We start from the raw sequence: 26,354 nt of genomic DNA, 5'->3' as shown, positions 1-26,354 counted from the left end.
ACAACTGGAAAGGTAAACGCCGGCGTGTTTAACGCCGGCGTTTGATTATTATGCGGCGGCGTTGAGTTTCTTTTCCGCAGCTTCAGCAGCATGTTCAGCAGTGATGCCGAAATGCTTGTAGAGATCGTTGATCTCGCCCGAAGCGCCGAAGCCCTTCATGCCGATAAACACGCCGTTTTCGCCGATGAAGCGTTCCCAGCCCATCGAAAGACCAGCTTCGATTGCGACCTTAACGGAAGCATCGCCGAGCGTTGCCTGCTTGTAAGCATCGCTCTGCTCTTCGAAGAGTTCAAAGCATGGAACCGAAACAACGCGGGTTGCAATGCCCTTGGCTTCGAGAAGGTCGCGAGCCTTGAGCGCGATTTCAACTTCCGAACCAGTTGCGAAGATCGAAACCTTTGCATCGCCATTTGCTGCGGCCAGTTCGTATGCGCCGAATGCGGAGAGGTTTTCTTCGCGATGTTCGGTACGCACAACTGGCAGGTTCTGACGGGTCAGAGCGAGCGTCGAAGGAGTGCCCTTCGAATGCAGTGCAATCTGCCAGCATTCTGCAACTTCCACAGCGTCTGCCGGACGGAAGACATTGTGGTTTGGAATGGCGCGCAGAGCTGCAAGATGCTCAACCGGCTGGTGGGTTGGGCCGTCTTCGCCAAGGCCAATCGAATCATGGGTCATGACGTAAACAACGCGGATGCCCATCAGCGACGACAGACGCATGGCCGGACGGCAATAATCCGAGAAGCACATGAAAGTGCCCGAGTAAGGGATCAGACCGCCATGCAGCGTGATGCCGTTCATGGCAGCAGCCATGCCGTGTTCGCGGATACCGTAGTGGATGTAACGACCACCGTAGTTTTCCGGCGTAACAGCCTTGGTCTGGCTGGTCTTGGTGTTGTTGGAACCGGTGAGGTCGGCGGAGCCGCCCAGGGTTTCAGGCACAACGCCGTTGATCACTTCCAGAGCCATTTCGGACGACTTACGGGTCGCAACCTTTGGCTTTTCTGCGGAAAGCTTCTTCTTGTATTCGTTGATCGCGTCATCGAAGTTTGCAGGCAGGTCGCCACGCATACGACGTTCGAATTCAGCGCGGGTTTCTGCGTTAGCCGCAGCAAGACGCTTTTCCCATTCCAGACGCTTCTTCGCAGCATTGAGGCCAGCAACGCGCCATGCGTCGAGAACTTCAGCAGGAACGACGAAAGGTTCAGAAGTCCAGCCGAGTGCCTTGCGCGTTGCAGCGATTTCTTCTGCACCCAGTGGCGAGCCGTGGACTTTGTTGGTGCCAGCGCGGTTTGGCGAACCAAAACCAATGGTGGTCTTGCAGGCGATGAAGGTTGGCTTGTCCGAAACCTTGGCAAGTTCAATTGCCTTGGCAATCGCGTCCTGATCATGACCGTCAACAGCAAGCGTGTTCCAGCCGGAAGCGGCGAAACGTGCAGGCTGATCGGTGTTGTCGGACAGCGAGATCGGGCCGTCGATCGAGATGTTGTTGTCATCCCAAAGAACGATCAGCTTATTGAGCTTCAGGTGACCTGCCAGCGACAGGGCTTCCTGGCTGATGCCTTCCATGAGGCAGCCGTCACCAACGATCGCATAGGTGTAGTGGTCAACGAGACTGTCGCCGAACTGTGCATTCAGAACGCGTTCGGAAAGCGCCATGCCAACAGCATTGGCAATGCCCTGTCCAAGCGGACCAGTTGTGGTTTCGATGCCAGCGGCATGACCGTATTCAGGATGACCTGCGGTGCGTGCGCCGAGCTGGCGGAAATTCTTGATTTCATCAAGGGTGATGTCTTCGTAGCCCGAGAGGAAGAGCAGCGAATAAAGAAGCATCGAGCCGTGACCTGCAGAAAGCACGAAACGGTCGCGATCCGGCCAATGCGGATTCTGCGGGTCGTGCGACAGGAAACGGGTGTAAAGAGTCGTTGCTATGTCGGCTGCGCCCATAGGCAGGCCTGGGTGGCCTGAATTAGCCTTCTCGACCGCATCGATCGAGAGAAAGCGGATGGCGTTGGCCAGCTGGTTTTGCTTGTCGGAATTCGTCATTGTCTCAGCCGTCTTTCCAGAGTGGTTTTAACGGGGTTGCGGCGATGCCTCGGGACTGAAGCACGAGCTCCTTATACTAAACGATTTAATCAATTTAAACCGATTAAATTCTGTAGATGCTCGCGCGACAGAAGGCTTTGGGACACATAGCACCTGCTACCGAGGAGTCAACAAAACGATGGCTTATCGGCAATAAACAGTCTGCGATTGATTGGGTAATGCGGGCAATTTGTGGGCTGACAATCACTGAAAAGCCTTTTTTGCGCTGATAACGGTGCATGAACGGCCAGTCTGGCTCGTCATTTGTTGCTTATCGGGCGGTCGATTATTACAGTCTTTTCAAAGATGCCCGTCCGGCAGGCGCGATTCGATGTCTGTGATCTGGCATTGGAAAGGATATGGATGGCACCCGAAACGACCCTCAGGCAGGTCCTCGAACGGCTGGAAAAGGCACTCAGTACGCTTGAACAAGCGGTGGACCTGCGGCTGGACAAGGAAGGCGATTTCGCCGAAGCCGAGGAAGAGGTACAGCGCATGAATGCTGACCGCAGCCGTCTAGCCCAGGAACTCGACCAGTCAGAAGCCCGTGCCGAGCGGCTTGAAGCCGCAAACCGCGAAGTTTCGCGACGTCTGGTGACGGCGATGGAAACCATTCGCGCCGTGCTGGATCGATAGGAGAAGGGATCTATGGCGACTGTAACCGTTACCATTGATGGCAAAGCATATCGCATGGCTTGCGACGAAGGGCAGGAAGAACATCTTTCCGGGCTTGCCGATCGCTTTGACCAATATGTCACCCATCTCAAATCATCTTTCGGCGAAATAGGCGATCTGCGCCTCACAGTGATGGCCGGTATCATGGTGATGGATGAGCTTGCGGAAACGCAAAAGCGCATCAAGGGCCATGAAAACGAGATCGAGACCCTGCGCCGCTCTCGCGACGAAGCGCTGACCAGTGCCGATCAGAATGACGCTGCCCTTACTGGTGTGCTTTCTGATTTGGCCGAACGCATTGAGCAGATTGCAAAGCGTATTGCTCCCCGTCCGGGCGCTGTCTGATCTACGAAAAGATTTCTGTATCTCGGGCTGACGCCTCTGGCGCTAAGGTCTGACTGCGCCTATATAGGTTCTCGGCGTACTGCGCTTCCCGACAGGTGTAACAGCATCCCCGGGGCCTTATTGATCTCTAAGGGAGCTGTCCCTGTGAAGGCCTGTGGGCTTTCGCATATGGCGCCCACCTACGTTGTAGGTTCCCGGGATCAAACACTACCATCGGTCGTCGTGGTCGCCACTTTTCAAGCTCTTGCTATAAACTAAGCAAAGCTATTTGTTATTTAAGACAAAAATGTTCTAAAACGCCTTATCCTTCAAAGATATGTGCGTTTTAAATGACATCCTCTCCCCCGAATTCTCCTGGCTTTTCCGAACGTTTACGTGTCGCAGTTCCAGTGGCTGTGGCTTACGGGCTTACGCTCTATGTCCTTATCTGGGTGAACTCGGCACGGGAATGGATGCCGTTTATCGCGGGGCTTATGCTTTTGCCTATGGCGATATCGAGCCTTGCTTCGAGCCTAAGCGACCCGCGCGCCGAAAAGGGTCTCTGGCGCCATGTGAGAATGAGCTGGATGATTATCGGCGGTCTCATTGTTGTGAGCATGGCTTTGTTCCGGGAGGGCGGCATCTGCGTGATCATGGCTGCGCCGTTTTTCGGCGTTTTCTCCGCAGTGGGCTCCTGGCTGACGCTTTCGCTGATCCGCCGTTTCCGCACGCCACGCTCCACAATGCTGGTGATCGCACTGCCATTGATGTTCTATCCGTTTGAACCGCTGCTGCAATATGAGCCGCATGAAGGAGCGGTTACGACCGTTATTGATATTGCAGCCTCGCCTGAAGTCGTCTGGCAGCAGACCGCAGAAATCCGCCATGTTCGTCCGGATGAACTGTCATGGACATTCAGTCACGGGATTGTCGGTGTGCCACAGCCCGTCGATGCACGCCTTGAGGGCGAGGGTGTCGGCGCTGTACGCCAGCTTGAATGGACACGCGGCGTCAAATTTCAGGAGATTGTGACACGCTGGGAAGAAAACCGGCTGCTGGCCTGGGATTTTCGGTTTGGCACCGATTCCATCCCCGCGGCCGTCGAAGCCCATATCAATGTGGATAGCTCTTACCTGAAGCTCACGAATGGTGATTATCACCTCGAAGCGCTGCCAAATGGTCATACACGTCTCACGCTCACCACACGCTACCGGATTGCAACGCCGATCAATTTCTACTGCGATCTGTGGGGCAAGGTTTTCCTGAATGATTTCCATGGCGTTGTGCTGAAAGTCATTCGTGATCGTTCGCAACGGATTGCAGCTGCTTCTTGACGGATGCCGCCATTCCGGGTCCACTAGCAGCAATTGGTGGAGGCGTTTGATGAATGACAAAGGACAGCCGCGAGGCGACGACAAGCAGGCATTGAGGCGAGAGGTGCTTTCGCGGCGCGATGCACTTGATCCGCGCTTTCGGTTCGAGGCGTCACTGGCTGCAGCAAAAAAGGCTGAAACCGCGATATTGATTCCCAAGGAAACGATGGTCGCAGGCTATTGGCCGATCCGCTCGGAGATTGATCCACGTCCGCTTCTGTCAGCCATGCGCGACAAGGGTGCGCGTCTGTGTCTGCCGGTGGTTCTCGATAAGGAAACAATCGCATTTCGTGAATTTCTACCGGATGCGGAGCTGGTTCAGACGGGGTTCGGCACGATGGGGCCGGACAAGACCGCACCGCTGGTTGATCCTGCCATCCTGTTTATGCCGCTTGCCGGTTTCGACAAGCGCGGTCATCGTCTGGGTTATGGTGCTGGTCATTATGATCGGGCGCTGGCACGCTTTGCCGGGCGCGGTCTGGAGCCGCTGTTGATCGGCATGGCATTTGATTGTCAGGAAGTGCCACATGTGCCCAATGAGCCGCACGACATTGCTCTTCACCAGATACTGACCGAGACCGGCTTGCACTTATTCGATCAGGGCTGATAAAGACGCATTTATGAGATTACTTTTTCTTGGTGACATGGTGGGCCGGTCGGGGCGCACGGCGGTTTATGAAAAGCTGCCGGGGCTGATTTCCGATCTCAAGCTGGATTTCGTGATCGTCAACGGCGAGAACGCCGCTGGCGGCTTTGGTATTACCGAAGAGATTTTTCACGACACAATCCGCGCGGGCGCGGATGTGGTGACAACCGGCAATCACGTATGGGATCAACGCGAGGCGCTGGATTTCTCCAAGCGCGAAGACCGTTTCCTGCGTCCTGCAAATTTTCCGAAAGGCACGGCGGGCAAGGGCGAGGGGCTTTACATCGCCAAGAATGGTGCCCGCGTGCTGGTATCCAATGTGATGGGACGCGTGTTCATGCATCCGGATCTGGATGACCCGTTCATTGCGGCCGAGAAAATTCTCGAAGCTTGCCCGCTTGGCGAGCAGGCAGATGCCGTGTTCTTCGATTTCCATGCGGAAGCTACCAGCGAAAAGCAGTGCTTTGGCCATTTTGTCGATGGTCGCGCCAGTGCTGTCGTGGGAACGCATACGCATGTGCCGACCGCCGATTGCCAGATTTTGCGCAATGGCACAGCCTATATGTCGGATGCCGGCATGTGCGGTGACTATGATTCTTCGCTTGGAATGGACAAGGAAGAGCCTTTGAACCGCTTCCTGTCGAAAGTGCCAAAGGGTCGCTTTGAGGCTGCCAGCGGTCCGGCAACCATTTGTGGCGTGGGGATCGAGATTTCTGATCGTACCGGCCTTGCTGAAAAGGCTGCGCCTTTGCGAATTGGCGCACGACTGGAAGAAACTATCCCTGCATTCTGGCGATAGGCCTTTATAAATTTATCTGAACGCCCGCATAATCGTCTTTGACGGCGATGCGGGTACAAAGCTCTGACCATTCGCAAGATTTGCACGCTTTGCGGATGCTGCCATCGGCAAAAGCGGCCCGCATCCGGCCAAGCTGCATGGCATCGAGCGACAATCGTGATCCAGCCGAGATCACCAGGTCAAACAGCCTCGATATGGCTTCCATAGCCAATCTGTCCCGAACAGCTACGCTTGCATTAAAACAGTGGCAATCACTTTCACAGAGCAGCGGCTGGCAGATGTCGTCTGGACCATCGACGATCTCGATGTCTTCTCCATTCGACAAATTCCCGGCAATCGCGTCGTAATTTTCCACGAAAGCCGGGCTGTAGCCCTTGCCGATATAGGTCAGCATACAAAGAAGATGATGACCGCGCAGGCGAACTGTCATCAATCGTTTATCGCGCTGCTGCTTTGAGAATTGCAGCGCCGAGTGCTGACTTGATCAGAGCGCCGATGAGGAATGGCGTCACACCGAAGGTTACTGCTTTTTCAACGCCGATCAGCGCTGAAAGCCAAATTGCACCAAGGGCGAGGCAAAGCAGGTTGGCTACGCCGAACGATACAAAAGCAAGCACCAGGTTTTTGCCGTTCCAGCCGCGTTCCGCGAGATAGCCGGTGAGTGCTGCGATAATTGGAAACGAGACGAGATATCCAGCGGTTGGACCGGCAAAATGCTGGATACCACCAGCGCCGCCAGCGAGAACCGGCAGGCCAATCATGGCTTCGCCCAACCAGGCAAGCACGGTGATGAAGCCAAGTCGCCAGCCATAGAGTGCGCCGATCAGCGGCACAACGAGTGTCTGAAGTGTAATCGGAACTGGTATCATAGGGACTGCAATCTGCGATGAGATTGCCAATACCAGTGTACCGAAGGCTACCGCAACAATGCGTAGGGCTGGTGAGCGGGATTCGAGATCAAGTGGGCTGAAAGATACACGCTTCTGGGTGATGTAAGCCATGGCTTCCTCAAATTATAGATAAAATTACGATTCGATCTATTTAAAATCATCGGATTGATGGTGTTTGGCAAGTGAGAAATAGATAAAATATATAAAAATTGGGAGAGGCTTACAGCGGTTCCAGTTAAGGCTGAATCGTTGGAACCGCTGTAACTATTTGTTTGTACGCATTATCCGACGCATCGCAGCAGGAAAAGAAATCAGTCCGGCGAACTGATTTCCCTGCGGAGGCGGTTCCCACTTTTGCTGGAAATGCTTTAAAATCAAAGCAGCCGCAAGCGCGTGAGCTGCATGTGCGGCAGCTCGCATGGTCATCTTAAGCGCTGGAAGGTCTGGGTGGCTGCTTAGCCGACGATGGCGAAAGAATCGCGGGTCTTGCCTGATGCGGTTTTGACGGGGCGATGGCCGATCCACTGCACATGGCGCGCAAGGATGGTGGTCGCCGTCTCAATGTCGTCCTGACGGAGTGCGGTCAGAATCGCGCGGTGATCGTGATCAGTGCGGGTTTCCCATTCCGAACGCCAGGTGGCAAACAGAAAGCGCGCGCTTGCTGCATGAAGATCATCAATGGCCGCCAGCAGGCGCGGCATGTTGCATGGCTCCAGAATCAATCGATGAAAGCGACGATTGGCGTCTTCCCAGCTTCGCACATCGCGTGACTTGTCGCCTTCGAGGGTTGCCTGTTCGGCAGCGTCCAGCGTGGCGCGGCTGATATGGGGCGCTGCATGACGCAGGGCCAGCACTTCAAGTGCTGCGCGCATTTCCGCCACTTCGCGGATTTCGCTGATATCGAAGGACGCAACGCGCACACCGCGACGGGGTTCGGAAACCACAAGCCCTTGCGCTTCCAAGCGGCGAAAGGCTTCGCGCACGGGCACATGGCTTGTTTCGAACTCTTCGGCGATATGATCCTGACGGAGTTTGATGCCCGGCTCGATCTCGCCCGCAATAATACGGTCGGCGAGAATTCGGCTGATGCGGGCGGCAATGGTTTCGCCGGGAGTGTCATTTGAGCGCTGATTCATGGTTTTATAGATAATATTGTTTGGTGGTCCGCGTCGAGGCCTGTCAACTTTATCGACAAGTGATTGCGTGATCGCGCTTTTGCTGGACGAATGCGGCTCAATTCCTTATAACGCGGCCATTCAGCACGGAAAGCGCGGTGGCCGACCTGTCTGCGGCCAGACCCATTCTTATGTGACGCTTTCTCCGTGCGCATCATATGAACAGAACAGGGGTGCCATGGCTGGCCATTCACAGTTTAAGAATATCATGCACCGCAAAGGCCGTCAGGATGCCGTGCGGTCGAAAATGTTTTCCAAGCTTGGTCGAGAAATCACCGTGGCTGCAAAGCAGGGTCTGCCTGACCCGTTGATGAACCCGCGCCTGCGTCTGGCCATCCAGAACGCCAAGGCGCAGTCGATGCCGAAAGATAACATCGAGCGCGCCATCAAGAAGGCGGCAGGCAACGACGGTGAAAACTATGATGAAGTGCGCTACGAGGGCCGCGGCCCGGGCGGCGTGATGGTCATCGTTGAAGCGCTGACCGACAACCGTAACCGTACCGCATCCAATGTGCGTGCAGCTTTCACCAAGTCGGGTGGCGCTCTGGGTGAAACCGGTTCTGCAGCCTTCATGTTCGATCGCGTTGGCGAAATCGTTTACAAGATTTCTGTTGGCGATGCCGACAAGGTCATGGAAGCGGCTATTGAAGCCGGTGCCGATGACGTTCAGTCGGGCGAAGAAGAGCATGTGATCCTCTGCGCCTTTGAAGACATTGGTGAAGTATCGAAGGCGTTGGAAACGGCGCTCGGTGAAGCCGAATCGATCAAGACGATCTGGAAGCCACAGACCAACACGGAACTCGATGAAGAAAAGGCACGCTCCGTGCTCAAGCTTCTCAATGTTCTTGAAGACGATGATGACGTTCAGAACGTCTATTCGAACTTCGAAGTCAGCGACGAAGTGATGGAAAAGCTGAGCGCCTAAGTTTAGGCTTCAGTTCCGAATACGAAAACTCCCGGCTTGTCCGGGAGTTTTTTATTTCTCGGAGTTATTGGATGCCTGTTGCAATAACTGCTCGTAGGACTGGTTCACTTCAACCATATCTGCCGCATTCACCAGCCTTATGTGATTGCTTAGCGCAGATGCCTTCAGTTCTGAATTGTCCCGGAGAGAGCGCTCGATAAACTTATCGATGATGTACCGAAGGCTGCTATCAACGTGATCGTAACCTGCCTCGTTGCGCATTCTGCTGAGCAAAAAATCATCGTCGGCATAAAGGCAGACGCATTCGGTTGAAGCGGTGTTCAATGTCGTCAGATATTCTGGACGCAAGGCTGATCCTTCGCAGATGAATTGTCGCCCATCATGGATGTGCCCCTCGATTTTCTCTCGAATGAGAGGCCATATGTTTTCATGATGCACCTTTAGAAACCAATGAATGGTTTCAGGTGAAAGGCTTGAATAAAACTCGGCGACGGCGGGGCGGACGGTAGGCCAGGGGCGCCCGGGGTGCCGGGCAAGACTATCCGTTGAAATCAGGCTCCACCCGAGGGCTTTTGTCAGTCGCGCGGCGAATGTGGATTTCCCGACATGCGAACTCCCGGCGATCAATATGCCAGACATTGCTCGCTCCATTGTGCCGACCTCCAGCCGTTATACCAAGGCGTGAAGATGCTGACGCATCACGCCTTGAAAAAGTTCAATCGCCACTCGGGCTTAACCAAAACTCCATGAGTCATACTCATGGAGTTTTGGTATTAGAGCATTTCGCATTTAGAGCGGTTCCAGTTAAGACCGAATCGTTGGAGCCGCTCTATCTGTTTTTTACGCATGTCGTTGCCCAAAATTGGTTTCCATTTTTGGGAAGCAGGCTGCAGAGCGCGATTATAGCGCCCTTTTGCGCAGAGAGGCAGGCAACAAAAAACCCCGCCGAAGCGAGGTTTTTCGTAAGTTCATCAATGTCAGTATTAGATACCGAGATTGCCGAAACGGTTCTTGAACTTCGTTACGCGACCGCCGCGATCGAGCAGGGTCTGCGAACCACCGGTCCAAGCTGGGTGCGTGGTAGGATCGATATCGAGGTTCATCGTATCGCCTTCCTTGCCCCAGGTCGAGCGGGTCATGTATTCAGTGCCATCGGTCATCACGACCTTGATGGTGTGGTAGTCGGGATGGATGCTGGCTTTCATCTTCTCAATCCTGAAAGTCTGGGGTGAAAATCCCAGTTTCTTGTTTAAAACTGCGGCACTTTCGCCCAATGGCAGATATGAAGACCCGTTACCGACGGCAACGGCTTCCAAAAGGGTTGGCGAGCCTATACATCAGGCGCACGCTAATAACAAGGGCGCAATCTCAAGAATGGCCAGCAGAGACAGTCAAATTCGCATGAATCCAGAATTGAATGCCCAAGAGGGGGCTGGGGAGGGTGCTAAGGAAGGGCGTAAGCGCCGTTCATTGAAGCCACTGAGGCGGATGCTTCCTTTCCTCTCGCGCTACAAGCCTCTGGTTATTGGAGCGCTGTTCTCGCTGGTTCTTGCTGCTGTGACGACTCTTGCTGTCCCGGTTGCCGTACGCCGTATGATCGATCATGGCTTCACCGGCGCCAATGCGGTCTTCGTCAATAACTATTTCGGTATGCTGGTGGCGCTGGCGCTGGTTCTGGCGCTCGCATCGGGACTGCGCTATTTCTTCGTCATATCGCTGGGCGAGCGCGTGGTGGCAGATCTGCGCAATGCTGTCTTTTCCCATGTGACCAGCCTGTCGCCGGAATTCTTTGATCGGTCGCAGTCGGGCGAGATCGTCTCGCGTCTTTCGGTCGATACCACGCAGATCAAGTCGGTTGTAGGGGCTACGGCCTCTGTAGCGCTGCGCAATGTGATTCTGGGTATCGGCGCGCTCATCATGATGGTTGTCACTAGCCCCAAGCTTTCCGCACTTGTGATTGCGGCTATTCCGCTGATCGTGATTCCGTTGATCGCTTTTGGTCGTTCTGTGCGTCGTCGCTCACGCATGACGCAGGATATGCTGGCACATGCCAATGCCTATGCCAGTGAGCAGATCGGGGCGATGCGCACGCTGCAGGCCTTCACCAACGAAAATATGGTGGTGGGGCGTTTTGCCAATGCCGTCGAGAAGGCCTATCAGGCGGCACGTTCCTCCATCAAAGCACGCGCCATTCTGACAGGCTTTGCGATTTTCCTGATCTTCTCCAGCGTGGTTGCCGTGCTCTGGTTCGGCTCTCGTGATGTGCTTTCCGGCACAATGACAGCAGGAACGCTGGGCCAGTTCGTTCTTTATGCAGTCTTTGCAGCCAGCGCTTTTGGCGCGCTTTCGGAAGTGGGCGGTGAACTTGCGCAGGCCGCGGGTGCCACCGAACGGCTTGCAGAAATTCTCGATGAAAATCCTGGCATTTCCGCCCCTGCAAACCCTGTTGCTTTGCCACAACCGCCGCGTGGCGAGATCAGCTTCGATGGGGTGCATTTCTCTTATCCAACGCGTCCGGACGCGCCGTCGCTGAATGGTGTCAGCTTCACTGTAAAGCCCGGTGAGACGGTTGCGATTGTCGGCCCGTCCGGTGCCGGCAAAACCACGATTTTCTCGCTGGTGATGCGCTATTACGATCCGCAATCCGGTCGTGTGCTGATGGATGGTGTGGCCTTGCCTGAAGCCGACCCTGCCAAGGTGCGTGAACGCATTGCCGTAGTGCCGCAGGATGTTGCGATCTTTGCCACCAGCATTCGCGAGAATATCGGCTTCGGTAAACCCGGTGCAAGCGATGCTGAAATAGAGGCCGCAGCAAGGGCAGCCCTCGCACATGACTTCATTATGGCGCTGGACAAGGGCTATAACACGGAAGTCGGCGAACGCGGCGTTACGCTTTCAGGCGGTCAGCGCCAGCGCATTGCCATTGCGCGTGCGATCCTGCGTGCGGCACCCGTTCTGCTGCTGGATGAAGCCACCTCGGCGCTTGATGCAGAAAGTGAAATGCTGGTGCAGAAAGCGCTTGATAGCCTCATGGATAATCGCACAACGCTCGTTGTGGCGCATCGCTTGGCAACGGTTCTGAAAGCCGACCGCATTCTGGTTCTGGACAAAGGCCAGATTGTTGAAGAGGGTACGCATCAGACGCTGGTTGAGAAGGGCGGCATTTATGCCCGCCTCGCCAAGCTGCAATTTGAAGCAGGCGCAGGCGTTTTCGGTAAATAAAAATGGGGGCTCATGGGCCCCTTACAGCGGTTCCAGTTAAGAAAGAATCGTTGGAACCGCTGTAACTGCTTGTTTTTACGCATTATCTGACGCAAAATCGCTTCGCACTTTTGGCTCGGAAATGCTATAATTTTAGTTTATCTCTCTGTCAGCTTCAGCTCGATGCGGCGATTTCTTGCGCGGGCATCGGGTGCATCGGAACTATCGAGCGGCTGATACTCGCCAAAACCTGCTGCAACCAAACGGTTGGCTGGTACGCCATTGGCGATTAGATATTTGACCACTGCCGTTGCGCGTGCTGACGAAAGCTCCCAGTTGTCGCGGAAGCGACCCGTGCCTGCCAGCGGCACATTGTCGGTATGTCCATCCACCCGCAGAACCCAGTTGATGTCATCCGGAATTTCCTGGTTGAGCGTGATGACCGCATCAGCGAGCTTCTTCATCTCTTCCTGACCGGCAGGATTGAGATCGGAAGAGCCCGTTGGGAAAAGCACTTCCGACTGGAACACGAAACGGTCGCCGACAATGCGGATATTTTCCTTGTCGGACAGGATTGCACGCAGGCGGCCAAAGAAGTCGGAACGGTAGCGGTTGAGTTCCTGCACCCGCTGTGCGAGCGCCACATTAAGACGACGACCGAGGTCAGCGATCTTGGCATTCGATTCGCGATCACGCGATTCGGAGGCATTGAGCGCATCTTCAAGGGCTGCAATCTGGCGGCGCAGCGCTGAAATCTGCTGGTTCAGCAATTCGACCTGCGAGAGCGCCTGCGCACTGACCTGCTTTTCGGCATCAAGGCTCTGGCTCAGTTCACCTGCGCGTTTTTCGGCGGCAGCACCCGCGCCGCTGCCTTCATTGAGAAGGGCTTGCAAGCGCGAGCGTTCGCTCTCCGCTCCTGACAACGAGGCTTGCAGATTGGCAATCGTGTCCTGCATGTCCTGCGAATTGCTTTTCTCAAGCGATAGAAGCTGTGTGAGTTCCTGTATCTGGCTGTTGAGACGTGCCAGAGCGCTGTCTTTGGTGTCGACATCGCGGCTCAGCAGAAACTGCCCCAGCACGAAGACTGTGAGCAGAAACATGATGGCGAGCAGCAGTGTCGTCAGTGCATCGACGAAGCCGGGCCAGTAATCGACATGACGCTGCGGGCGGCGGTTGCGGGCTAGAACCATTGTGCTTACTCCGACCGTGTGCGGTCGTTCGGACGTTCGCCAGAGGATTTTGCGCCAATCGCCTTGTTCAGACGGTCGAGCGTTTCGCGGATGGCTTTTTGCTCATCTGCCTGTTTCTCGACCCAGTCGCGCATCATCTGCTGTTCGCTGCGCATACTCTTAACCAGCCCCTGAATGCCTTCGGCGAGGTTGGCGAGAGCAGCTGATGTGCGCTGGCTCGATGCGTCACCGCCTTGCAGGTTCTGTACGCGCTCAGCGAGGTTGCGAACGCCATTGAGACTTTCGTCGGTGCTAAGATCGGAGCCGAGGTCTGTGACCGAGGAAAGCCAGTTTTCAAGCTCGGTATAGAAGCGGTTTTGCGCGCGGCCAGCCTGAAGATCGAGGAAGCCGAGAATCAGCGATCCCGAAAGACCAAACAGCGAGGAGGAGAAGGCCGTGCCCATGCCCGAAAGCGGTGCCTGAAGCCCTGCTTTGAGCGAATCGAGCACATCTGTTGTGCTGCCCGAGCTTGGATCGAGCGACTGGATGGTCTGTCCGATGGAGCCAACCGTTTCAAGCAAGCCCCAGAAGGTGCCAAGCAGGCCGAGAAAGACCAGAAGGCCGATGAGATAGCGCGAAATATCGCGGCTTTCATCAAGGCGCGTGGCAATCGAATCGAGAATGGATCGGGTCGATGTGGTTGTTAGTGCCATCGACTGTCTGCGACCGATCAAGGCTCGCATGGGTGCAAGGAGCACGGGCGGGCGGGTGGTACCGTCGCGTTCGCCATCGCGGAACGAATTGACCCAGCGGATTTCCGGGAGCAGCCGCAGCACCTGCCCGAAGGCAAGCAGGATGCCGACGAGCAGCACACCGAAGATCAGGCCGTTAAGACCCGGATTGGTGACGAAGAATGTATGGATCTGCCGCATCAGGACTGCCGCTAGGAATGCGACGATGATGAGAAAGATTACCATGGAGAGAATGACAATTCTCGGGCTGCTCAGGCGGTAAGGATCATAGTCCCGTGCATCGTCAAGGCGTTCCCGTGAAAGTCTCAAATCGCTCATGCGTCCTGCTCCATGGTCGGGTGTTCGGACAGAATCCTACTTCATTCGTTAGCGAAGCGGAATCACCTGAAACGAGAAAATTGCACAGCTTTATGAAGATTATTGCCTGAACTGCGACAGAGCATAAACTCGTAAATGAGCGGTATTATTTGTTCGCGCTGCCATATCCTATTTTAGGATCGGCTGATTTTATTGTTTATAATTGTTAATATGAATTATTTTAAATATTGTTATTTTTATATTTCAGAAATTTGATAATTTTAAATTGTAAATTCAACTTTATTTGAGGGGACTGCCATGCATTGGTGGAATATTCTTGGAAATATACTTGAGGCTGTCGGTAAATTTCTCGGTCAATGGTAATCGCTTTATTGATACTAAAGCTTTAAATTAAATAGAGAAGGCCGGTCCATCATTGGATCGGCCTTCTCGTCGATTCTTCAAAAGTTGACCCAGATGCAAATAAAACCGGATCAACAGCGTTACGAAGCTTCTTAAATCGGCTTGTTGACCGTCTTGAGCAATGCCTTCTGAATGATTTCATTGCCAGCAACGATGGTCTTGGTGCCGAAAATGTCCTGGCCGCCCTTTTTGTCGGATACAAAGCCACCGGCTTCGCGGATCATCAACATGCCTGCGCCGAGATCCCAAGGGTGCATACCGTCTTCCCAGAAGCCGTCGAGACGACCAGCAGCAACATACGCGAGATCGAGAGCAACCGCACCCATACGGCGAATACCAGCGGTTTCACCCATGACGTTGCGCAGTTCGACGAGGTAATGGCCGTGGCCGGGGCGACCCAGATGCGGGATGCCGGTGCCGATAACGCAATCGACGAGTTTGTTACGGGCTGCGACGCGCAGACGGCGATCGTTGAGGAATGCGCCACCGCCACGTTCAGCGGTATAAAGTTCGTCCATTGCCGGATTGTAGATAACGCCAGCAACGATCTGCCCCTGACGCTCAAGAGCGATGGAGACTGCAAAAATTGGAATACCGTGGAGGAAGTTGGTGGTGCCATCCAGTGGATCGACCAGCCAGCGATGCTGTCCATCCTTGGATTCAACCTCACCCGATTCTTCCATCAGGAAGCCAAAATCCGGGCGGGCGCGGCTCAGTTCGGTGTAGATGACTTTTTCCGCTTTGCGGTCGGCCTGGCTGACGTAATCGCCTGGACCTTTGAGAGAGACCTGAAGGTTCTGCACTTCGCCGAAATCGCGCGCAAGGCCACGTCCGGCCTTCATAGCAGCCTGAACCATTACATTGAGAAGGGCTGAACGCGCCATCTGATCATCCTTTTTAGAAGCGCATCCCGAAACCTGTGAGCCGGTTTTCGAAAAAAGATGCGCGTTTATAAACCTGAGAGCGCCGATCTGATCGGATCAGATCGAATGGCACTCAAAACTGAGCAATCTGAGAAAGAACTGTCACGGTCTCATGGAGAGGCCGGACTGCGGCGCCAGACAAGCAGGCGCCGCTGAATTTTGGATAAGTGGATTATGCGCGGCTGATGTAAGTCAGTTCGCTGGTGTCAACGATCACGCGTTCACCCGATTCAATGAATGGTGGAACGAGGATGCGGATGCCGTTTTCGAGGATCGCTGGCTTGTAGGAAGAAGCAGCGGTCTGGCCCTTGACGACCGGGTCAGCTTCAACGATTGCAAGCGTAACCTGTTCTGGAAGACGGATGCCGATTGGCTTTTCTTCGTAAAGTTCGACCGTTACCATCATGCCATCCTGAAGGAAGGCTGCGCGGTCGCCAACGAAATCCTTGAGCAGTTCGAGCTGTTCGTAGGATTCTGTATCCATGAATACCAGAGCTTCACCCTGTTCGTAGAGGAACGAGAAGTCCTTCTGCTCCAGACGAACGCGTTCAACGGTTTCTGCAGCGCGGAAACGTTCGTTGAGCTTGGTGCCGGTGATGAGGTTCTTCAGTTCGACCTGATTGTAGGCGCCGCCTTTACCTGGCTTGACCGCATTGGTCTTAACCGCAGCCCACAGACCGCCATCATGCTCGATGACATTGCCTGGGCGGATTTCGTTACCATTGATCTTCATGAGCTTAATCCGGGAATAAAAAGTGAAAACTGTTGCGGCCCGGCGCATCACGACAGAAAGGCAATCGCCCACGTTAAATTGGGGGATTGCGTCCATCTTTTAACTCGAACCACGATAATCGGGTTTCCAAGACCATAAAATGGCGCTTTGTGCAAGCCTGAGAGCTCATTCTCGGTATCATTGAATGCGAAATTTGGCGTGTAAGGCATCATCTCAGGCATAAATTTTTCTGTCTGAAGATGCGGAACATCGGAAACAGCTTTGCAGAGCCAGCTCAGCTTAATCGCAATTTCTTGTGGTCTGACACAAAAATCTGCCCTATGTCCGACTACAGCACAATTCCTCAAGCTTGAATTCGTTTAAGGTAGAATTATGCTGAACGTATAGAGTGTTAGAGCGATCTTTGTGCGCCGAAAAGGGCGCAGGACGCTCTAGGATTTTCTGTGTGAGACCTCTCATTCGAGTATGTTCACCACTTTATACCCGAGGCGCAATCTTATCGCTCCGTGTTTTCTTCCGGTTCGATAATGCTCAAGAATTTCTGGAGAGAGTTATGAAAACCGCAGCGAAGGCAATCCCCGGCATCCGTCAAAAGTTTTTCCACTCAGCCGCAGCAGGCCTGCTGCTCTCGACTATCGCAGCTGTTTGTGTTCCAACCATCGCTTCAGCCGCATCTCCAGCTGTTAATGCTCACCAGCATGATGCCGCCGCCGCCGCACCTGATGCGGGGGCAGTTCTGCAAGCAATCTACAAGGTAGATGGTAACGGCTCTGATTCCTACGATGTTGGAAAAGGAGTAACGGCGACCTATTGGCTGGGTCATCAGTTTGAGCTGGAAGGAAAGCAATATTTCACCGGCTTTGCATGGGAAACGCCCGTGCAAAAAGAGGGGGCTGAGGGCGGAGAGGCCGGCCCGGAGGCTCAGGTCAGTCTCTCGGAAGCAACCTTTGTGCTGGTGGATGGATCATGGACGCTTGCCCATGCTGCGCGTGATATCGGTTCGATGGGCTCTTACGAGAAACCCGACGAAGTCGATACGAACCGCAAGGTTGCAGAATATCGCACGCCGTCAGGGAAAATTGTGTTGGCCGTTCCTATTGCCGGTCTCGATAACGGTTCGTCCTACAGTGGCTTTGACATATTCGCCTTCAACAAATCATGGACCCATGTCGGCTATCTGTTGGCGGGTGAAGATAATGGCGCTGCCTGCTCTGACGGCGAAGTGATGCCCTGTGTGTCGAGCCAGGGCGAGGTGGCTTTTGCTCCGGATGAAAAGTCGGATATGCCCAAGCTGGTGGTAAATTTTACGGGTACGACGATCTCTGCTCCGGGCGAGACGCGTGAGCTCGGCGCTGATGATGTGACGACCTATGTTTATGATGCGAGCAAAAAGGCTTACGAAAGCCAGTAATACCAAGGCGGCTCAAGATACTAACGCATCACGCCTTGAAAAAAGTTCAATCGCCACTCGGGCTTAACCAAAACTCCATGAATCATACTCAAGGAGTTTTGGTATAAGGCACCAGCCAAAGCCGCAAATAAACAGCAGCACATTTAGAGCGCTGTGCGTCCAAGAAGGCGCACAAAGGCCGCTCTAACACTTTATGCTATAGGTGCGTGCTCTTGCATTAATAGGCTTTGATGAAGGCTATTATTATCGAACCCGCAGGTCGTTTGCTGTCTGGATTGCTTGTTTGAGCTGGTCGTCTGCAAGACCATCCATCATGTCATTCAAGTCCGGCGAGCGGAAACCGGCTCTCTGGGCAATGATGTACCAGGCCGCTGACTTAACAAGATCGCCATCCGTGCCAATGCCATCGCGATAAAGGCGGGCAAGCCATGCCTGCGCCATCACCATTCCGCGTTGCGCAGCAATCTGCATCCAGCCAAAGCCCTGCTCGTAATTGCGGTCGCCACCACGCCCTTCGATCAGCCAGCGGCCAAGATCGAATTGCGCTGTATCATAGCCTTTGCGCGCGGCGCGCAGCAGATATTCACGCGCTTTTGGTTCGTCGCGTGCAATCTTGTCGGTGCCGTTGGCGTAAATCTGGCTGATCGCATATTCGCCATCGGCAAGCTTGGCATCAGCCGCTTTTTCAAACCACGGGAATGCCTGATCAAGACCAGCTTTACCCGGTGTTTTCATGAGCAGCATTTGCCCATAATTGAACTGCGCCATGGCATTGCCGCCTTCGGCAGCCTTCTGCATCAGCTCTGTGGCCTTGGCTGTATTCTTCGCAATGTATTTGCCCTGAAGAAGCAAGGCCGCATAACGGAACTGCGCTTCATTAACGCCTTGCGCAGCTGCTTTCGCATACCATTCAGCGGCTTGCTTCTGATCGGCAGGTACACCGAGACCACGCGCATAAATCTCTGCGATCAGCGTTTGTGATGCCGGGTCGCCTTTTTCAGCCTGCGGTTTTGCGAGGTTGAATGCAGTCAGGTAAAGCCCACGCTGATACGCACCGAAAGCCTCATCCGCAGGCTTGTCGCCAAACCGGCTTGGATCGATCGCCGGAAGCGTTCTGGTTGATGCCGGTTGCGGCAGCATTTTGGGCTTTTCCGCAGGCTTGTCGCCCTTGCTGTCATGGTTTGTTTGTGCGCCTGTCGGTTCACCCGCAGCCATTGCAGCGGGGGCAGATGCAACAAAGATCAAAGCCGTAGCGAGAAGAATTCTGCTCTTCATGGGGGCGTACAAAACCTTGGCGGATTTAATTTTCAAAGCGGGGTGCATTTTCATCGAGAAGCCTGTTGGCTTCAGCGACAGCCTTTGCAGGATCTTCGGCCTCGAAGACTGCACGGCCGAGGGCCACGAAATCAGCGCCTGTTTGTGCTGCTTCAACGACACTTTCAATCGTATTGCCAGCCTGTGCAATACTTGGAATTTCGACCATTTCAGCCCACCATTCAGCCAGCGCAAGATTGCGAGGATGAGCATCGGGCTTATTGTCTGCGCCAATTTTGCCAAAGAAAACATAATCGGGCTGCAGTTCGCCGATCTCCATCGCGCCGTGACGATCACGAAGATTGCCCGTGCCAACGATAAATTTTGGCGTGTGCTTTTCGATGGCTTCAGCAAGTTCACTGGCTTTGCCTTCGATATGTATGCCGTCGGCACCGACGCGACCTGCAATGCGGGTATCATTGAGAATGATAGCTGCCGCACCATTTTTCTGAATGACGGAAACGGCTTTCTGGGCTGATGCCTGAAAAGCGGCTTCATCCAGATCGCCACCGTCGAGAATCACGCTCGCAACATCGCCACCTGAGAGCGCTGCAGACAAAAGCTTTGCCAGCGCATCACCATCGGCAAGCGGTGGTGCGACCAGCAAGAGGCGGCAGCGTTCATTTTCCTGTGAAGTATTGGGCGTGTTCATAAACCAAACCTAGCGAAAGATGTTGATGGAATTCGGGCATAAAGTAAGAGGACTTCGTTGAACAGTCCTTTTGCATTAGCACGCCTTCGTTGAAGGGCCGGAAGGTCGTGTTCTGGCATTATGTTATCCACTGGAACGAAAGTTGATTGGAACCAACCGGGTTCCGCCCGAATTACCAGCTATATAGGCGGCAATGAGTGCTGCGCTATTGCAGACGGAAAAACAAACGGCAGGCAGGCGAAATGACGAGTGAAACGGCGAAAATAGTGCCAAAGGTTCGCGATACACGTATCGACGTGTTCCGCGCGCTGGCACTGCTTACGATTTTCATCAATCATGTACCCGGAACGATTTTCGAGCACTTCACGCACAAGAATCTCGGCTTCTCTGATTCCGCTGAAGCTTTTGTTCTGATTTCAGGCATGGCGGTGGCTTTGGCCTATGGCGGCAAGTTTGCGCCGGGTAATCGTCTCGTGCCGACCTTGAAAATGTGGCGTCGCGCCTGTGTGCTTTATACTGCGCACATCATGACGACGCTTGCGACGATCGGTATTTTTGCTGCCGCCGCCATTTTCCTCAAGCATCGTGAGCTGCTCACGCAGATCAATATCGGCCCGCTGGTCAAGCAGCCGGTTGAAGCTCTGCTTGGTCTGGTCACGCTTGGACATCAGCTCGGCTACAACAATATTCTGTCGATGTATGCCGTCATGCTTCTGATGACGCCACTGCTGCTGCTCCTTGCACGCATCAGCCTTTCTCTGATGGTTGCCGTGTCGGGTACAGTCTGGCTTCTGTCGGGTCTTTATGGCGTTGCACCGATCAACTACCCGACTGGCGGCGTCTGGTTCCTAAACCCACTGTCCTGGCAGTTCCTGTTTGCGATCGGTATTGCCGGTGTCATGTATGTGCGTCGCGGTGATAAAATCCCGGCACATCCTGCGCTGATTGCAGTTGCTGTCGGTTATCTGGTTCTGTCGCTGGCCTGGGTTCGTATTCCGCTCTGGGGCATTGATGCCTCGATGGGAATGCCTGCGGTCCTGACGGGCTTTGACAAGACCTTCCTTTCGGCTCCGCGTCTACTGCATGTGCTGGCGATGGCTTATCTGATCGCGGTCGTGCCGACGTTGAACAGTATTGCGCGCACGTCTTCTGATAATCCGCTTGCCATTCTGGGTAAGCATTCGCTGCCTGTGTTTATTGCTGGTACGCTGCTGGCAATGGTTGCGCAGGTGATGAAGCTCGTTAATCCGGGTGGTCTGCCATATGATGCGCTGTTGATTGCAACGGGTGTGGTGATGCAATTCGCACTGGCTTATTATCTTGAGTGGCTGCCAACGATCGGTTGGGGCAAGAAGCCAGCGGCAAAGCCTGCAACCGCCGAAGGCACCAAGGTTCCGGCCGCATCAAACCCGAAACCTGCTTTGCAACGGGTATGATCGAGTAATTTTTAAAAGCCGCCTTCGGGCGGCTTTTTTATTTGGGCTTGCTGACAGGGCGCGGAAACTTCCACAGCTTGAGCCCAAAATTAACGCTTCATTAATCTTAACGGCGTTAAATGGTTTACATCCAGTTCGGCTGGATTCTTACCGAGTGGTTTAGCCACTCTGTTTGACGCCTCCCTGTTAAACTCCTGAGAGCCGCCTTTGCGGCTCTTTTTTTATGCTCTTCTTGCGGGCAGAGTTTTCAGAGCGTCATGCGTTTGATTGCGCCCGCTGCACGCTTATCTCTTTGTTTTCGCGCATATCGTTATCGGAAAGCCAGCTCCGGTCTTTCCGCGACTGGCTTTAGTCGTTTACCATCATTGAAAATCCTCCCAAAAATATTAACTCTTCATTAAACATATTCTTGCGCGACAGTGCATGAAGGTGCAGTTTGTCGTGGACTCATTAAAAGCGGCTGTTCCGTCTTCGCTCTCCCCATGATCGAACAGCGGTTCAAGAAATTCATTCGCATGCATTTGAGGTATGCGAGCAACAAAATGGACGCTGATGCGTTCATGTAAGGTGGCAGAGCAGTGATTAGCGAACAGGGACAGATGCCGGGCAATATGATCAGCCTCGCTGAGCGCATGGTTTTCTCGGATTCCTTTAAGCCGATTTACAGTGAAGGCATGGATATGGTTGAGGAAGCGGCCAGCTACCTCGATGGAGAAGGCCGTGAAGAAGCGCGCACTCTCTCGCGAGTTGCCGCAACGCTTTACGCTGCCGAATCGATGCGCCTGACCACCCGCCTGATGCAGGTTGCTTCATGGCTTCTGCTGCAGCGCGCTGCCCGCAATGGCGAAATGTCCCGCCAGCAGGTTGAATCCGAAAAGGCCAAGGTTCGTCTTGATACGCCATCGGCAGGCGATGTAGCGGCAGGCTGGAATGAACTTCCTTTCGCCTTCGTTGAACTTATCGAGCGTTCGATCCGACTTCAGGCACGCGTGCGCCGCATGGATCGCAATGTCTATGGCGAAGTCGTTTCGCTGCAGACCACACCGCGCGGCAATCCGGTGTCGGATCAGATTGTGCTGCTCAAAACCGCTTTCGGCGCTTCCTGATATTTATTTGATGTGCGCTTCCCGGCGCGCATGTTTCTCTTTTGTTCACATTTATGCTGTCAAGTGAACCTGTCTGAGGATAGGGTTCACTTATGAAAGAAACGATTCGCATCATTGGTATTGATCCGGGGCTCCGCCGTACCGGCTGGGGCATCGTCGAATCGCTTGGAAATTCCCTGCATTTTATCGGCTCCGGCACTGTGACGTCGAATGCCGAGATGGATCTCGCTTCACGGCTTTGCCAGCTGCATGAGGGGCTCGCAAAGGTCCTGCATGAATTCATGCCGCATGAAGCCGCCGTCGAACATACATTCGTCAACAAGGATGCAACTGCTACGCTCAAGCTCGGTCAGGCGCGCGGTATTGCACTTCTGGCGCCTGCTCAGGCCGGGCTTCCTGTTGCGGAATATGCGCCCAACGCCGTCAAGAAGGCGGTGATTGGCGTGGGCCATGGTGAAAAGCAGCAAATTCATATGATGGTGAAGGTTCTGATGCCGCGCGCAACGTTCGATACGAGCGATGCTGCCGATGCGCTCGCCATTGCCATTTGCCATGCACATCACCGTCAGAGCATTGTCAGCGCACGCAGATTGCAGGCGCTTCTAAGTTAACGCGCATCTTGTTCCGAAAACCGTTACACATTTTTCGGGATGCGCTTTTAGCAGGATAGGTATCAAATGATCGGCAAGCTCAAGGGCGTGATCGATGAAATCGCTGAGGATCATGCCGTCATCGACGTGCATGGCGTTGGCTATGTTGCTTTTTGTTCGGCCCGTACGCTTGGTAATCTTGGCGGGGCAGGGGAAGCGGCTGTTCTGTTTATCGAGACCTATGTGCGCGAGGACATGATCCGCCTTTATGGTTTCGCATCGCAGCTTGAGCGCGAATGGTTCCGCCTGTTGCAGAATGTCCAGGGCGTTGGTGCCAAGGTCGCGCTTGCCGTTCTGGGTACATTGACGGTGCCGGAACTCGCCAATGCGATTGCTTTGCGCGATATCAATATGGTTTCGCGTGCGCCGGGCGTTGGCAAGAAGGTGGCCGAACGCATCGTTACCGAGTTGAAGAACAAGGCACCGGCCTTTGCGGGGGAAGCCAGCGGCACGATCGGGCTTAAGCAGGAAATCGGCGCGGGTGTGGCTTCTGCACCAGTGAGCGATGCCGTTTCAGCGCTATCCAATCTGGGCTATTCGCGCGATCAGGCGGCCAATGCGGTGGCCGCAGCACTTAGAGAAGCCGGAGAAGATGCAGATTCGGCCAAGCTCATTCGCCTTGGTTTGAAGGAGCTGTCGCGGTGAGATACTTGTCTCAGATTAATGTTCATGCGAGAGGACTGGCATGAGCGACCGCAACCCTCTTATTGATGCTGATATCAGCGCTGAAGATGCCGATAGCACCCTACGCCCGCAAACGCTTAATGATTTTGTGGGGCAGGCGGCTGCGCGCGCTAATCTAAAAGTCTTTATTGAAGCTGCAAAAGTGCGCGGCGAAGCACTGGACCATGTGCTGTTTGTCGGGCCTCCGGGACTGGGAAAGACCACGCTTGCGCAGATCATGGCCAAAGAACTTGGCGTTAATTTCCGCTCGACCTCTGGTCCGGTGATCGCCAAGGCCGGTGATCTCGCAGCACTTCTGACCAATCTCGAAGATCGCGATGTTCTGTTCATCGATGAAATTCATCGTTTGAGTCCGGCTGTTGAAGAAATTCTCTATCCGGCGATGGAAGATTTTCAGCTCGATCTCATCATTGGTGAAGGTCCGGCAGCGCGTTCGGTGAAGATTGATCTTGCGAAATTTACGCTGGTTGCAGCGACCACCCGTCTTGGGCTGCTGACCACGCCCTTGCGGGATCGCTTCGGTATTCCGGTCAGGCTCAATTTCTATACGGTCGAAGAGCTTGAATATATCGTACGCCGTGGCGCGCGCATCATGCAGATGGGCATTTCGCCAGATGGTGCGCTGGAAGTCGCGCGTCGTTCTCGCGGCACACCACGTATTGCAGGCCGTTTGTTGCGCCGGGTGCGCGATTTCGCGCTGGTCGCAGGTGCCGATGTGATCGATCGCAAGATCGCCGATGAGGCGTTGTCGCGTCTCGAAGTCGATAATCGCGGGTTTGATCAGCTAGACCGGCGTTATCTCGATATGATCGCACGCAATTTTGGCGGTGGTCCGGTCGGTATCGAAACAATTGCAGCGGGATTGTCTGAACCGCGAGACGCAATCGAAGACATCATCGAACCCTATATGATCCAGCAGGGCTTTTTGCAGCGTACCCCACGAGGACGTGTTTTGACGGCACTTGCCTGGCAACATATGGGACTGGCCGCGCCTGCTGAGGTGACACAACAGTCGCAGTTCGGCCTTTTCATGGAAGACGAATAGTTATGGATCATGCACAGGTTGCGGGCGAACTGAAAGACGGGACCCATCATCTCTATGCCCGCATCTATTATGCCGATACGGATTTCTCGGGCTTCGTTTATCACGGTCGCTATCTCGAATTTTACGAGCGCGGCCGCACCGATTTCCTGCGTCTTCAGGATGTTCACCATATCGAGCTTGCTGAAGGTTCGCTTGGTGAGGAAATGGTCTGGGTCGTTCGCCGCATGGAGATCGACTATAAATCGCCTGCAAAGATGGACGACCTCATCCTGATCGAAACCCGTGTCAGCGAAATTCGCGGGGCACGGGTCATTATGGCGCAGAAGATCACCTGTGATGGACGATTGCTGTCAGAAGCCAAGGTCGAGGCGGTGATGATCACCAAGGAAGGTCACCCCCGCCGTATTCCCGATGAATGGCGTGAAGCTTTCACGAAAGCTGACTACAGCGTAACTCCCTAAACTTGGATCAGTTTAAGGTAAAATTATGCTGTAAAGATAGAGTGTTAGAGCGACCTTTGTGTGCCCAAGAGGGTGCAAGGCGCTCTAATAGTTTCAGAAACGCCCGCAATAATTAACGGGTACATGGCGCTTCTCTTTAAATGATAACGCATCCTTAACCATAATATTCCATTAATCATGCTGACGGAATCGGTTGAGAGGCTGGGTTGAAGTGCAGCGCCTTCCTTTCACCAAAATTAACCGTAACAAGCGCTGTGAGGATTTAAAGTTGAAATCCGACATGGCGGTTGTGGCGCAGAGCGTCAGCATATCCGTCAGGGTGTGCAAAAAGCTCGTTAGATAAAGCTGCGCAGGTTGGGGCGTTCGGAAACGGACGTTTCTAGAAGAATTTGCGATGCCGCCCGGTTATGACGCCGGGCGTTTGGATTCGAGGACGGTAGATCGATGGAAAATGTTGCGCTTGCGGCCCCTGCCGCCGATATTACCCTCTGGGGCCTGTTCATGCAGGCAGGCTGGGTCGTTAAGCTTGTTATGCTTGGTCTGATCGTTGCATCGGTTTGGACCTGGGCGATCATCGTAGACAAGATTGTCGCTTACGGTCGCGCACGCCGCGCAATTGATCGCTTCGAGCAGGCTTTCTGGTCCGGTCAATCGCTGGAAGAGCTCTACCGCAATCTCAATGACCGTCGCACAACGGGCATGGCCTCCATCTTCATGGCTGCCATGCGTGAGTGGAAAAAGTCGTTTGAGAAGGGTGCGCGGTCTCCGATTGCACTTCAGATGCGTATCGACAAGGCGATGGATGTGGCACTGGCGCGTGAAAGCGAAAAGCTGGAATCGCGGCTCGGCTTCCTTGCAACGATTGGTTCAGCGGCACCCTTTATCGGTCTGTTCGGTACGGTTGTCGGTATTATGACCTCGTTCCAGGCAATTGCGGCATCCAAAAACACCAATCTCGCCGTCGTGGCGCCGGGTATCGCGGAAGCGCTGCTTGCTACTGCTATCGGTCTTCTGGCCGCTATCCCTGCAGTTATCGCCTACAACAAGCTGTCGAGTGACGCGGGTAAGGTCAATGGCAGGCTCGAAGGCTTTGCGGATGAGTTCTCTGCCATACTGTCGCGCCAAATTGATGAGAAGCTGACGCCGCGCAGCTAAAGCATGTCGCGGAAAAGTGGGATCCGTTTTTCCGATAACGACAAGCGTGAAAA

27 protein-coding genes and 1 other RNA gene are annotated in these 26,354 nt (G+C 54.1%); 16 read left to right on the top strand and 12 right to left on the bottom strand.

Annotation, left to right across the window (positions count from 1 at the left end):
- Positions 1-48: 48 nt before the first annotated feature.
- Positions 49-2,043 carry a transketolase gene (gene tkt / locus CEV34_RS04540; protein WP_007876645.1) on the bottom strand — a complete coding sequence of 665 codons (1,995 nt, stop codon included), beginning with the start codon at positions 2,041-2,043 and terminating at the stop codon, positions 49-51.
- Between the two features lie 402 nt (positions 2,044-2,445).
- Between tkt and CEV34_RS04535 the strand changes: the two genes are divergently transcribed.
- From CEV34_RS04535 to CEV34_RS04510, 6 genes are all read left to right on the top strand, one after another.
- Positions 2,446-2,718 carry a DUF4164 domain-containing protein gene (locus tag CEV34_RS04535; RefSeq protein ID WP_007876644.1) on the top strand — a complete coding sequence of 91 codons (273 nt, stop codon included), beginning with the start codon at positions 2,446-2,448 and terminating at the stop codon, positions 2,716-2,718.
- A gap of 12 nt (positions 2,719-2,730) precedes the next feature.
- Positions 2,731-3,102: a cell division protein ZapA gene (locus CEV34_RS04530; protein WP_007876643.1), complete on the top strand. Its 372-nt coding sequence runs from the start codon at positions 2,731-2,733 to the stop codon at positions 3,100-3,102.
- Positions 3,103-3,175: 73 nt separating this feature from the next.
- A non-coding RNA gene (ssrS, locus tag CEV34_RS04525) (6S RNA) lies at positions 3,176-3,334 on the top strand.
- A gap of 97 nt (positions 3,335-3,431) precedes the next feature.
- Positions 3,432-4,415 carry an SRPBCC family protein gene (locus CEV34_RS04520; protein WP_039860165.1) on the top strand — a complete coding sequence of 328 codons (984 nt, stop codon included), beginning with the start codon at positions 3,432-3,434 and terminating at the stop codon, positions 4,413-4,415.
- A 49-nt stretch (positions 4,416-4,464) separates the two neighbouring features.
- The gene (locus CEV34_RS04515; RefSeq protein WP_007876640.1) at positions 4,465-5,061 is read left to right on the top strand and encodes a 5-formyltetrahydrofolate cyclo-ligase; all 597 of its coding nucleotides are present in this window, start codon (positions 4,465-4,467) and stop codon (positions 5,059-5,061) included.
- Between the two features lie 13 nt (positions 5,062-5,074).
- Positions 5,075-5,899 (top strand): TIGR00282 family metallophosphoesterase, encoded by an 825-nt coding sequence (locus tag CEV34_RS04510; protein WP_007876638.1) that lies wholly within the window; start codon positions 5,075-5,077, stop codon positions 5,897-5,899.
- Positions 5,900-5,903: 4 nt separating this feature from the next.
- On the opposite strand, the gene CEV34_RS04505 is transcribed toward CEV34_RS04510, so the two are convergent.
- The 3 genes from CEV34_RS04505 to CEV34_RS04495 form a co-directional block, all read right to left on the bottom strand.
- Complete coding sequence (locus tag CEV34_RS04505) at positions 5,904-6,329, bottom strand: DUF1284 domain-containing protein (protein WP_007876636.1); 426 nt, start codon at positions 6,327-6,329, stop codon at positions 5,904-5,906.
- A gap of 7 nt (positions 6,330-6,336) precedes the next feature.
- Positions 6,337-6,900 (bottom strand): biotin transporter BioY, encoded by a 564-nt coding sequence (locus tag CEV34_RS04500; protein WP_007876634.1) that lies wholly within the window; start codon positions 6,898-6,900, stop codon positions 6,337-6,339.
- Between the two features lie 344 nt (positions 6,901-7,244).
- Complete coding sequence (locus tag CEV34_RS04495; RefSeq protein ID WP_079212269.1) at positions 7,245-7,925, bottom strand: GntR family transcriptional regulator; 681 nt, start codon at positions 7,923-7,925, stop codon at positions 7,245-7,247.
- Positions 7,926-8,142: 217 nt separating this feature from the next.
- Between CEV34_RS04495 and CEV34_RS04490 the strand changes: the two genes are divergently transcribed.
- A complete protein-coding gene (locus tag CEV34_RS04490; RefSeq protein ID WP_039860161.1) occupies positions 8,143-8,889 on the top strand; it encodes a YebC/PmpR family DNA-binding transcriptional regulator in 747 nt (248 codons plus the stop codon).
- A gap of 51 nt (positions 8,890-8,940) precedes the next feature.
- Here CEV34_RS04490 and CEV34_RS04485 read toward each other — a convergent pair whose 3' ends face one another.
- Positions 8,941-9,528 (bottom strand): ATP-binding protein, encoded by a 588-nt coding sequence (locus CEV34_RS04485; RefSeq protein WP_235819010.1) that lies wholly within the window; start codon positions 9,526-9,528, stop codon positions 8,941-8,943.
- 344 nt (positions 9,529-9,872) lie between these two features.
- Positions 9,873-10,094, bottom strand: coding sequence for a 50S ribosomal protein L31 (rpmE, locus tag CEV34_RS04480; protein ID WP_007876617.1), 222 nt, complete (start codon positions 10,092-10,094; stop codon positions 9,873-9,875).
- 196 nt (positions 10,095-10,290) lie between these two features.
- On the opposite strand from rpmE, the gene CEV34_RS04475 reads away from it, so the two are divergent.
- Positions 10,291-12,111 carry an ABC transporter transmembrane domain-containing protein gene (locus CEV34_RS04475; protein ID WP_235819009.1) on the top strand — a complete coding sequence of 607 codons (1,821 nt, stop codon included), beginning with the start codon at positions 10,291-10,293 and terminating at the stop codon, positions 12,109-12,111.
- A gap of 137 nt (positions 12,112-12,248) precedes the next feature.
- On the opposite strand, the gene CEV34_RS04470 is transcribed toward CEV34_RS04475, so the two are convergent.
- The 4 genes from CEV34_RS04470 to efp all read right to left on the bottom strand — a co-directional run bounded on the left by CEV34_RS04470 (position 12,249) and on the right by efp (position 16,387).
- Entirely contained in the window at positions 12,249-13,280 is a 1,032-nt protein-coding gene (locus CEV34_RS04470) for a peptidoglycan -binding protein (RefSeq protein WP_094543317.1), read from the bottom strand.
- A 5-nt stretch (positions 13,281-13,285) separates the two neighbouring features.
- Entirely contained in the window at positions 13,286-14,329 is a 1,044-nt protein-coding gene (locus CEV34_RS04465; RefSeq protein WP_007876611.1) for a MotA/TolQ/ExbB proton channel family protein, read from the bottom strand.
- 494 nt (positions 14,330-14,823) lie between these two features.
- Positions 14,824-15,615, bottom strand: coding sequence for an inositol monophosphatase family protein (locus tag CEV34_RS04460; protein WP_007876601.1), 792 nt, complete (start codon positions 15,613-15,615; stop codon positions 14,824-14,826).
- Positions 15,616-15,826: 211 nt separating this feature from the next.
- Positions 15,827-16,387 (bottom strand): elongation factor P, encoded by a 561-nt coding sequence (gene efp, locus CEV34_RS04455; protein ID WP_007876600.1) that lies wholly within the window; start codon positions 16,385-16,387, stop codon positions 15,827-15,829.
- A gap of 553 nt (positions 16,388-16,940) precedes the next feature.
- On the opposite strand from efp, the gene CEV34_RS04450 reads away from it, so the two are divergent.
- A complete protein-coding gene (locus CEV34_RS04450) occupies positions 16,941-17,798 on the top strand; it encodes a hypothetical protein (RefSeq protein ID WP_007876598.1) in 858 nt (285 codons plus the stop codon).
- Positions 17,799-18,041: 243 nt separating this feature from the next.
- On the opposite strand, the gene CEV34_RS04445 is transcribed toward CEV34_RS04450, so the two are convergent.
- Positions 18,042-19,073: a tetratricopeptide repeat protein gene (locus tag CEV34_RS04445; RefSeq protein WP_039860152.1), complete on the bottom strand. Its 1,032-nt coding sequence runs from the start codon at positions 19,071-19,073 to the stop codon at positions 18,042-18,044.
- A gap of 25 nt (positions 19,074-19,098) precedes the next feature.
- Positions 19,099-19,764, bottom strand: a complete 666-nt coding sequence (locus tag CEV34_RS04440) for a thiamine phosphate synthase (RefSeq protein ID WP_007876594.1) — start codon at positions 19,762-19,764, stop codon at positions 19,099-19,101.
- Positions 19,765-20,006: 242 nt separating this feature from the next.
- Between CEV34_RS04440 and CEV34_RS04435 the strand changes: the two genes are divergently transcribed.
- The 7 genes from CEV34_RS04435 to tolQ all read left to right on the top strand — a co-directional run bounded on the left by CEV34_RS04435 (position 20,007) and on the right by tolQ (position 26,301).
- Positions 20,007-21,200, top strand: a complete 1,194-nt coding sequence (locus CEV34_RS04435; protein WP_007876592.1) for an OpgC family protein — start codon at positions 20,007-20,009, stop codon at positions 21,198-21,200.
- A gap of 599 nt (positions 21,201-21,799) precedes the next feature.
- Entirely contained in the window at positions 21,800-22,306 is a 507-nt protein-coding gene (gene rcdA, locus CEV34_RS04430) for a protease adaptor protein RcdA (protein WP_007876590.1), read from the top strand.
- Between the two features lie 92 nt (positions 22,307-22,398).
- Positions 22,399-22,917 carry a crossover junction endodeoxyribonuclease RuvC gene (gene ruvC / locus CEV34_RS04425; protein ID WP_007876587.1) on the top strand — a complete coding sequence of 173 codons (519 nt, stop codon included), beginning with the start codon at positions 22,399-22,401 and terminating at the stop codon, positions 22,915-22,917.
- 66 nt (positions 22,918-22,983) lie between these two features.
- Positions 22,984-23,601, top strand: a complete 618-nt coding sequence (gene ruvA, locus CEV34_RS04420) for a Holliday junction branch migration protein RuvA (RefSeq protein WP_007876585.1) — start codon at positions 22,984-22,986, stop codon at positions 23,599-23,601.
- 40 nt (positions 23,602-23,641) lie between these two features.
- Entirely contained in the window at positions 23,642-24,685 is a 1,044-nt protein-coding gene (gene ruvB, locus CEV34_RS04415) for a Holliday junction branch migration DNA helicase RuvB (protein WP_007876583.1), read from the top strand.
- A gap of 2 nt (positions 24,686-24,687) precedes the next feature.
- Positions 24,688-25,146: a YbgC/FadM family acyl-CoA thioesterase gene (locus CEV34_RS04410; protein ID WP_007876581.1), complete on the top strand. Its 459-nt coding sequence runs from the start codon at positions 24,688-24,690 to the stop codon at positions 25,144-25,146.
- A gap of 444 nt (positions 25,147-25,590) precedes the next feature.
- On the top strand, positions 25,591-26,301 hold the full coding sequence (gene tolQ / locus CEV34_RS04405; protein WP_007876578.1) for a protein TolQ: 711 nt from the start codon (positions 25,591-25,593) through the stop codon (positions 26,299-26,301).
- Positions 26,302-26,354 lie beyond the last annotated feature (53 nt).

This window comes from Brucella pseudogrignonensis (genome assembly GCF_002252525.1).
Taxonomy (GTDB): Bacteria; Pseudomonadota; Alphaproteobacteria; order Rhizobiales; family Rhizobiaceae; genus Brucella; species Brucella pseudogrignonensis.
This window is presented reverse-complemented; position numbering and strand designations above follow the sequence as displayed.

What these genes read in the sequence shown, in the direction of transcription:
- tkt (WP_007876645.1), bottom strand. Translation starts at nt 2,043, where the DNA reads ATGACGAATTCCGACAAGCAAAACCAGCTGGCCAACGCCATCCGCTTT.
- CEV34_RS04535 (WP_007876644.1), top strand. Translation starts at nt 2,446, where the DNA reads ATGGCACCCGAAACGACCCTCAGGCAGGTCCTCGAACGGCTGGAAAAG.
- CEV34_RS04530 (WP_007876643.1), top strand. Translation starts at nt 2,731, where the DNA reads ATGGCGACTGTAACCGTTACCATTGATGGCAAAGCATATCGCATGGCT.
- CEV34_RS04520 (WP_039860165.1), top strand. Translation starts at nt 3,432, where the DNA reads ATGACATCCTCTCCCCCGAATTCTCCTGGCTTTTCCGAACGTTTACGT.
- CEV34_RS04515 (WP_007876640.1), top strand. Translation starts at nt 4,465, where the DNA reads ATGAATGACAAAGGACAGCCGCGAGGCGACGACAAGCAGGCATTGAGG.
- CEV34_RS04510 (WP_007876638.1), top strand. Translation starts at nt 5,075, where the DNA reads ATGAGATTACTTTTTCTTGGTGACATGGTGGGCCGGTCGGGGCGCACG.
- CEV34_RS04505 (WP_007876636.1), bottom strand. Translation starts at nt 6,329, where the DNA reads ATGACAGTTCGCCTGCGCGGTCATCATCTTCTTTGTATGCTGACCTAT.
- CEV34_RS04500 (WP_007876634.1), bottom strand. Translation starts at nt 6,900, where the DNA reads ATGGCTTACATCACCCAGAAGCGTGTATCTTTCAGCCCACTTGATCTC.
- CEV34_RS04495 (WP_079212269.1), bottom strand. Translation starts at nt 7,925, where the DNA reads ATGAATCAGCGCTCAAATGACACTCCCGGCGAAACCATTGCCGCCCGC.
- CEV34_RS04490 (WP_039860161.1), top strand. Translation starts at nt 8,143, where the DNA reads ATGGCTGGCCATTCACAGTTTAAGAATATCATGCACCGCAAAGGCCGT.
- CEV34_RS04485 (WP_235819010.1), bottom strand. Translation starts at nt 9,528, where the DNA reads ATGTCTGGCATATTGATCGCCGGGAGTTCGCATGTCGGGAAATCCACA.
- rpmE (WP_007876617.1), bottom strand. Translation starts at nt 10,094, where the DNA reads ATGAAAGCCAGCATCCATCCCGACTACCACACCATCAAGGTCGTGATG.
- CEV34_RS04475 (WP_235819009.1), top strand. Translation starts at nt 10,291, where the DNA reads ATGAATCCAGAATTGAATGCCCAAGAGGGGGCTGGGGAGGGTGCTAAG.
- CEV34_RS04470 (WP_094543317.1), bottom strand. Translation starts at nt 13,280, where the DNA reads ATGGTTCTAGCCCGCAACCGCCGCCCGCAGCGTCATGTCGATTACTGG.
- CEV34_RS04465 (WP_007876611.1), bottom strand. Translation starts at nt 14,329, where the DNA reads ATGAGCGATTTGAGACTTTCACGGGAACGCCTTGACGATGCACGGGAC.
- CEV34_RS04460 (WP_007876601.1), bottom strand. Translation starts at nt 15,615, where the DNA reads ATGGCGCGTTCAGCCCTTCTCAATGTAATGGTTCAGGCTGCTATGAAG.
- efp (WP_007876600.1), bottom strand. Translation starts at nt 16,387, where the DNA reads ATGAAGATCAATGGTAACGAAATCCGCCCAGGCAATGTCATCGAGCAT.
- CEV34_RS04450 (WP_007876598.1), top strand. Translation starts at nt 16,941, where the DNA reads ATGAAAACCGCAGCGAAGGCAATCCCCGGCATCCGTCAAAAGTTTTTC.
- CEV34_RS04445 (WP_039860152.1), bottom strand. Translation starts at nt 19,073, where the DNA reads ATGAAGAGCAGAATTCTTCTCGCTACGGCTTTGATCTTTGTTGCATCT.
- CEV34_RS04440 (WP_007876594.1), bottom strand. Translation starts at nt 19,764, where the DNA reads ATGAACACGCCCAATACTTCACAGGAAAATGAACGCTGCCGCCTCTTG.
- CEV34_RS04435 (WP_007876592.1), top strand. Translation starts at nt 20,007, where the DNA reads ATGACGAGTGAAACGGCGAAAATAGTGCCAAAGGTTCGCGATACACGT.
- rcdA (WP_007876590.1), top strand. Translation starts at nt 21,800, where the DNA reads ATGCCGGGCAATATGATCAGCCTCGCTGAGCGCATGGTTTTCTCGGAT.
- ruvC (WP_007876587.1), top strand. Translation starts at nt 22,399, where the DNA reads ATGAAAGAAACGATTCGCATCATTGGTATTGATCCGGGGCTCCGCCGT.
- ruvA (WP_007876585.1), top strand. Translation starts at nt 22,984, where the DNA reads ATGATCGGCAAGCTCAAGGGCGTGATCGATGAAATCGCTGAGGATCAT.
- ruvB (WP_007876583.1), top strand. Translation starts at nt 23,642, where the DNA reads ATGAGCGACCGCAACCCTCTTATTGATGCTGATATCAGCGCTGAAGAT.
- CEV34_RS04410 (WP_007876581.1), top strand. Translation starts at nt 24,688, where the DNA reads ATGGATCATGCACAGGTTGCGGGCGAACTGAAAGACGGGACCCATCAT.
- tolQ (WP_007876578.1), top strand. Translation starts at nt 25,591, where the DNA reads ATGGAAAATGTTGCGCTTGCGGCCCCTGCCGCCGATATTACCCTCTGG.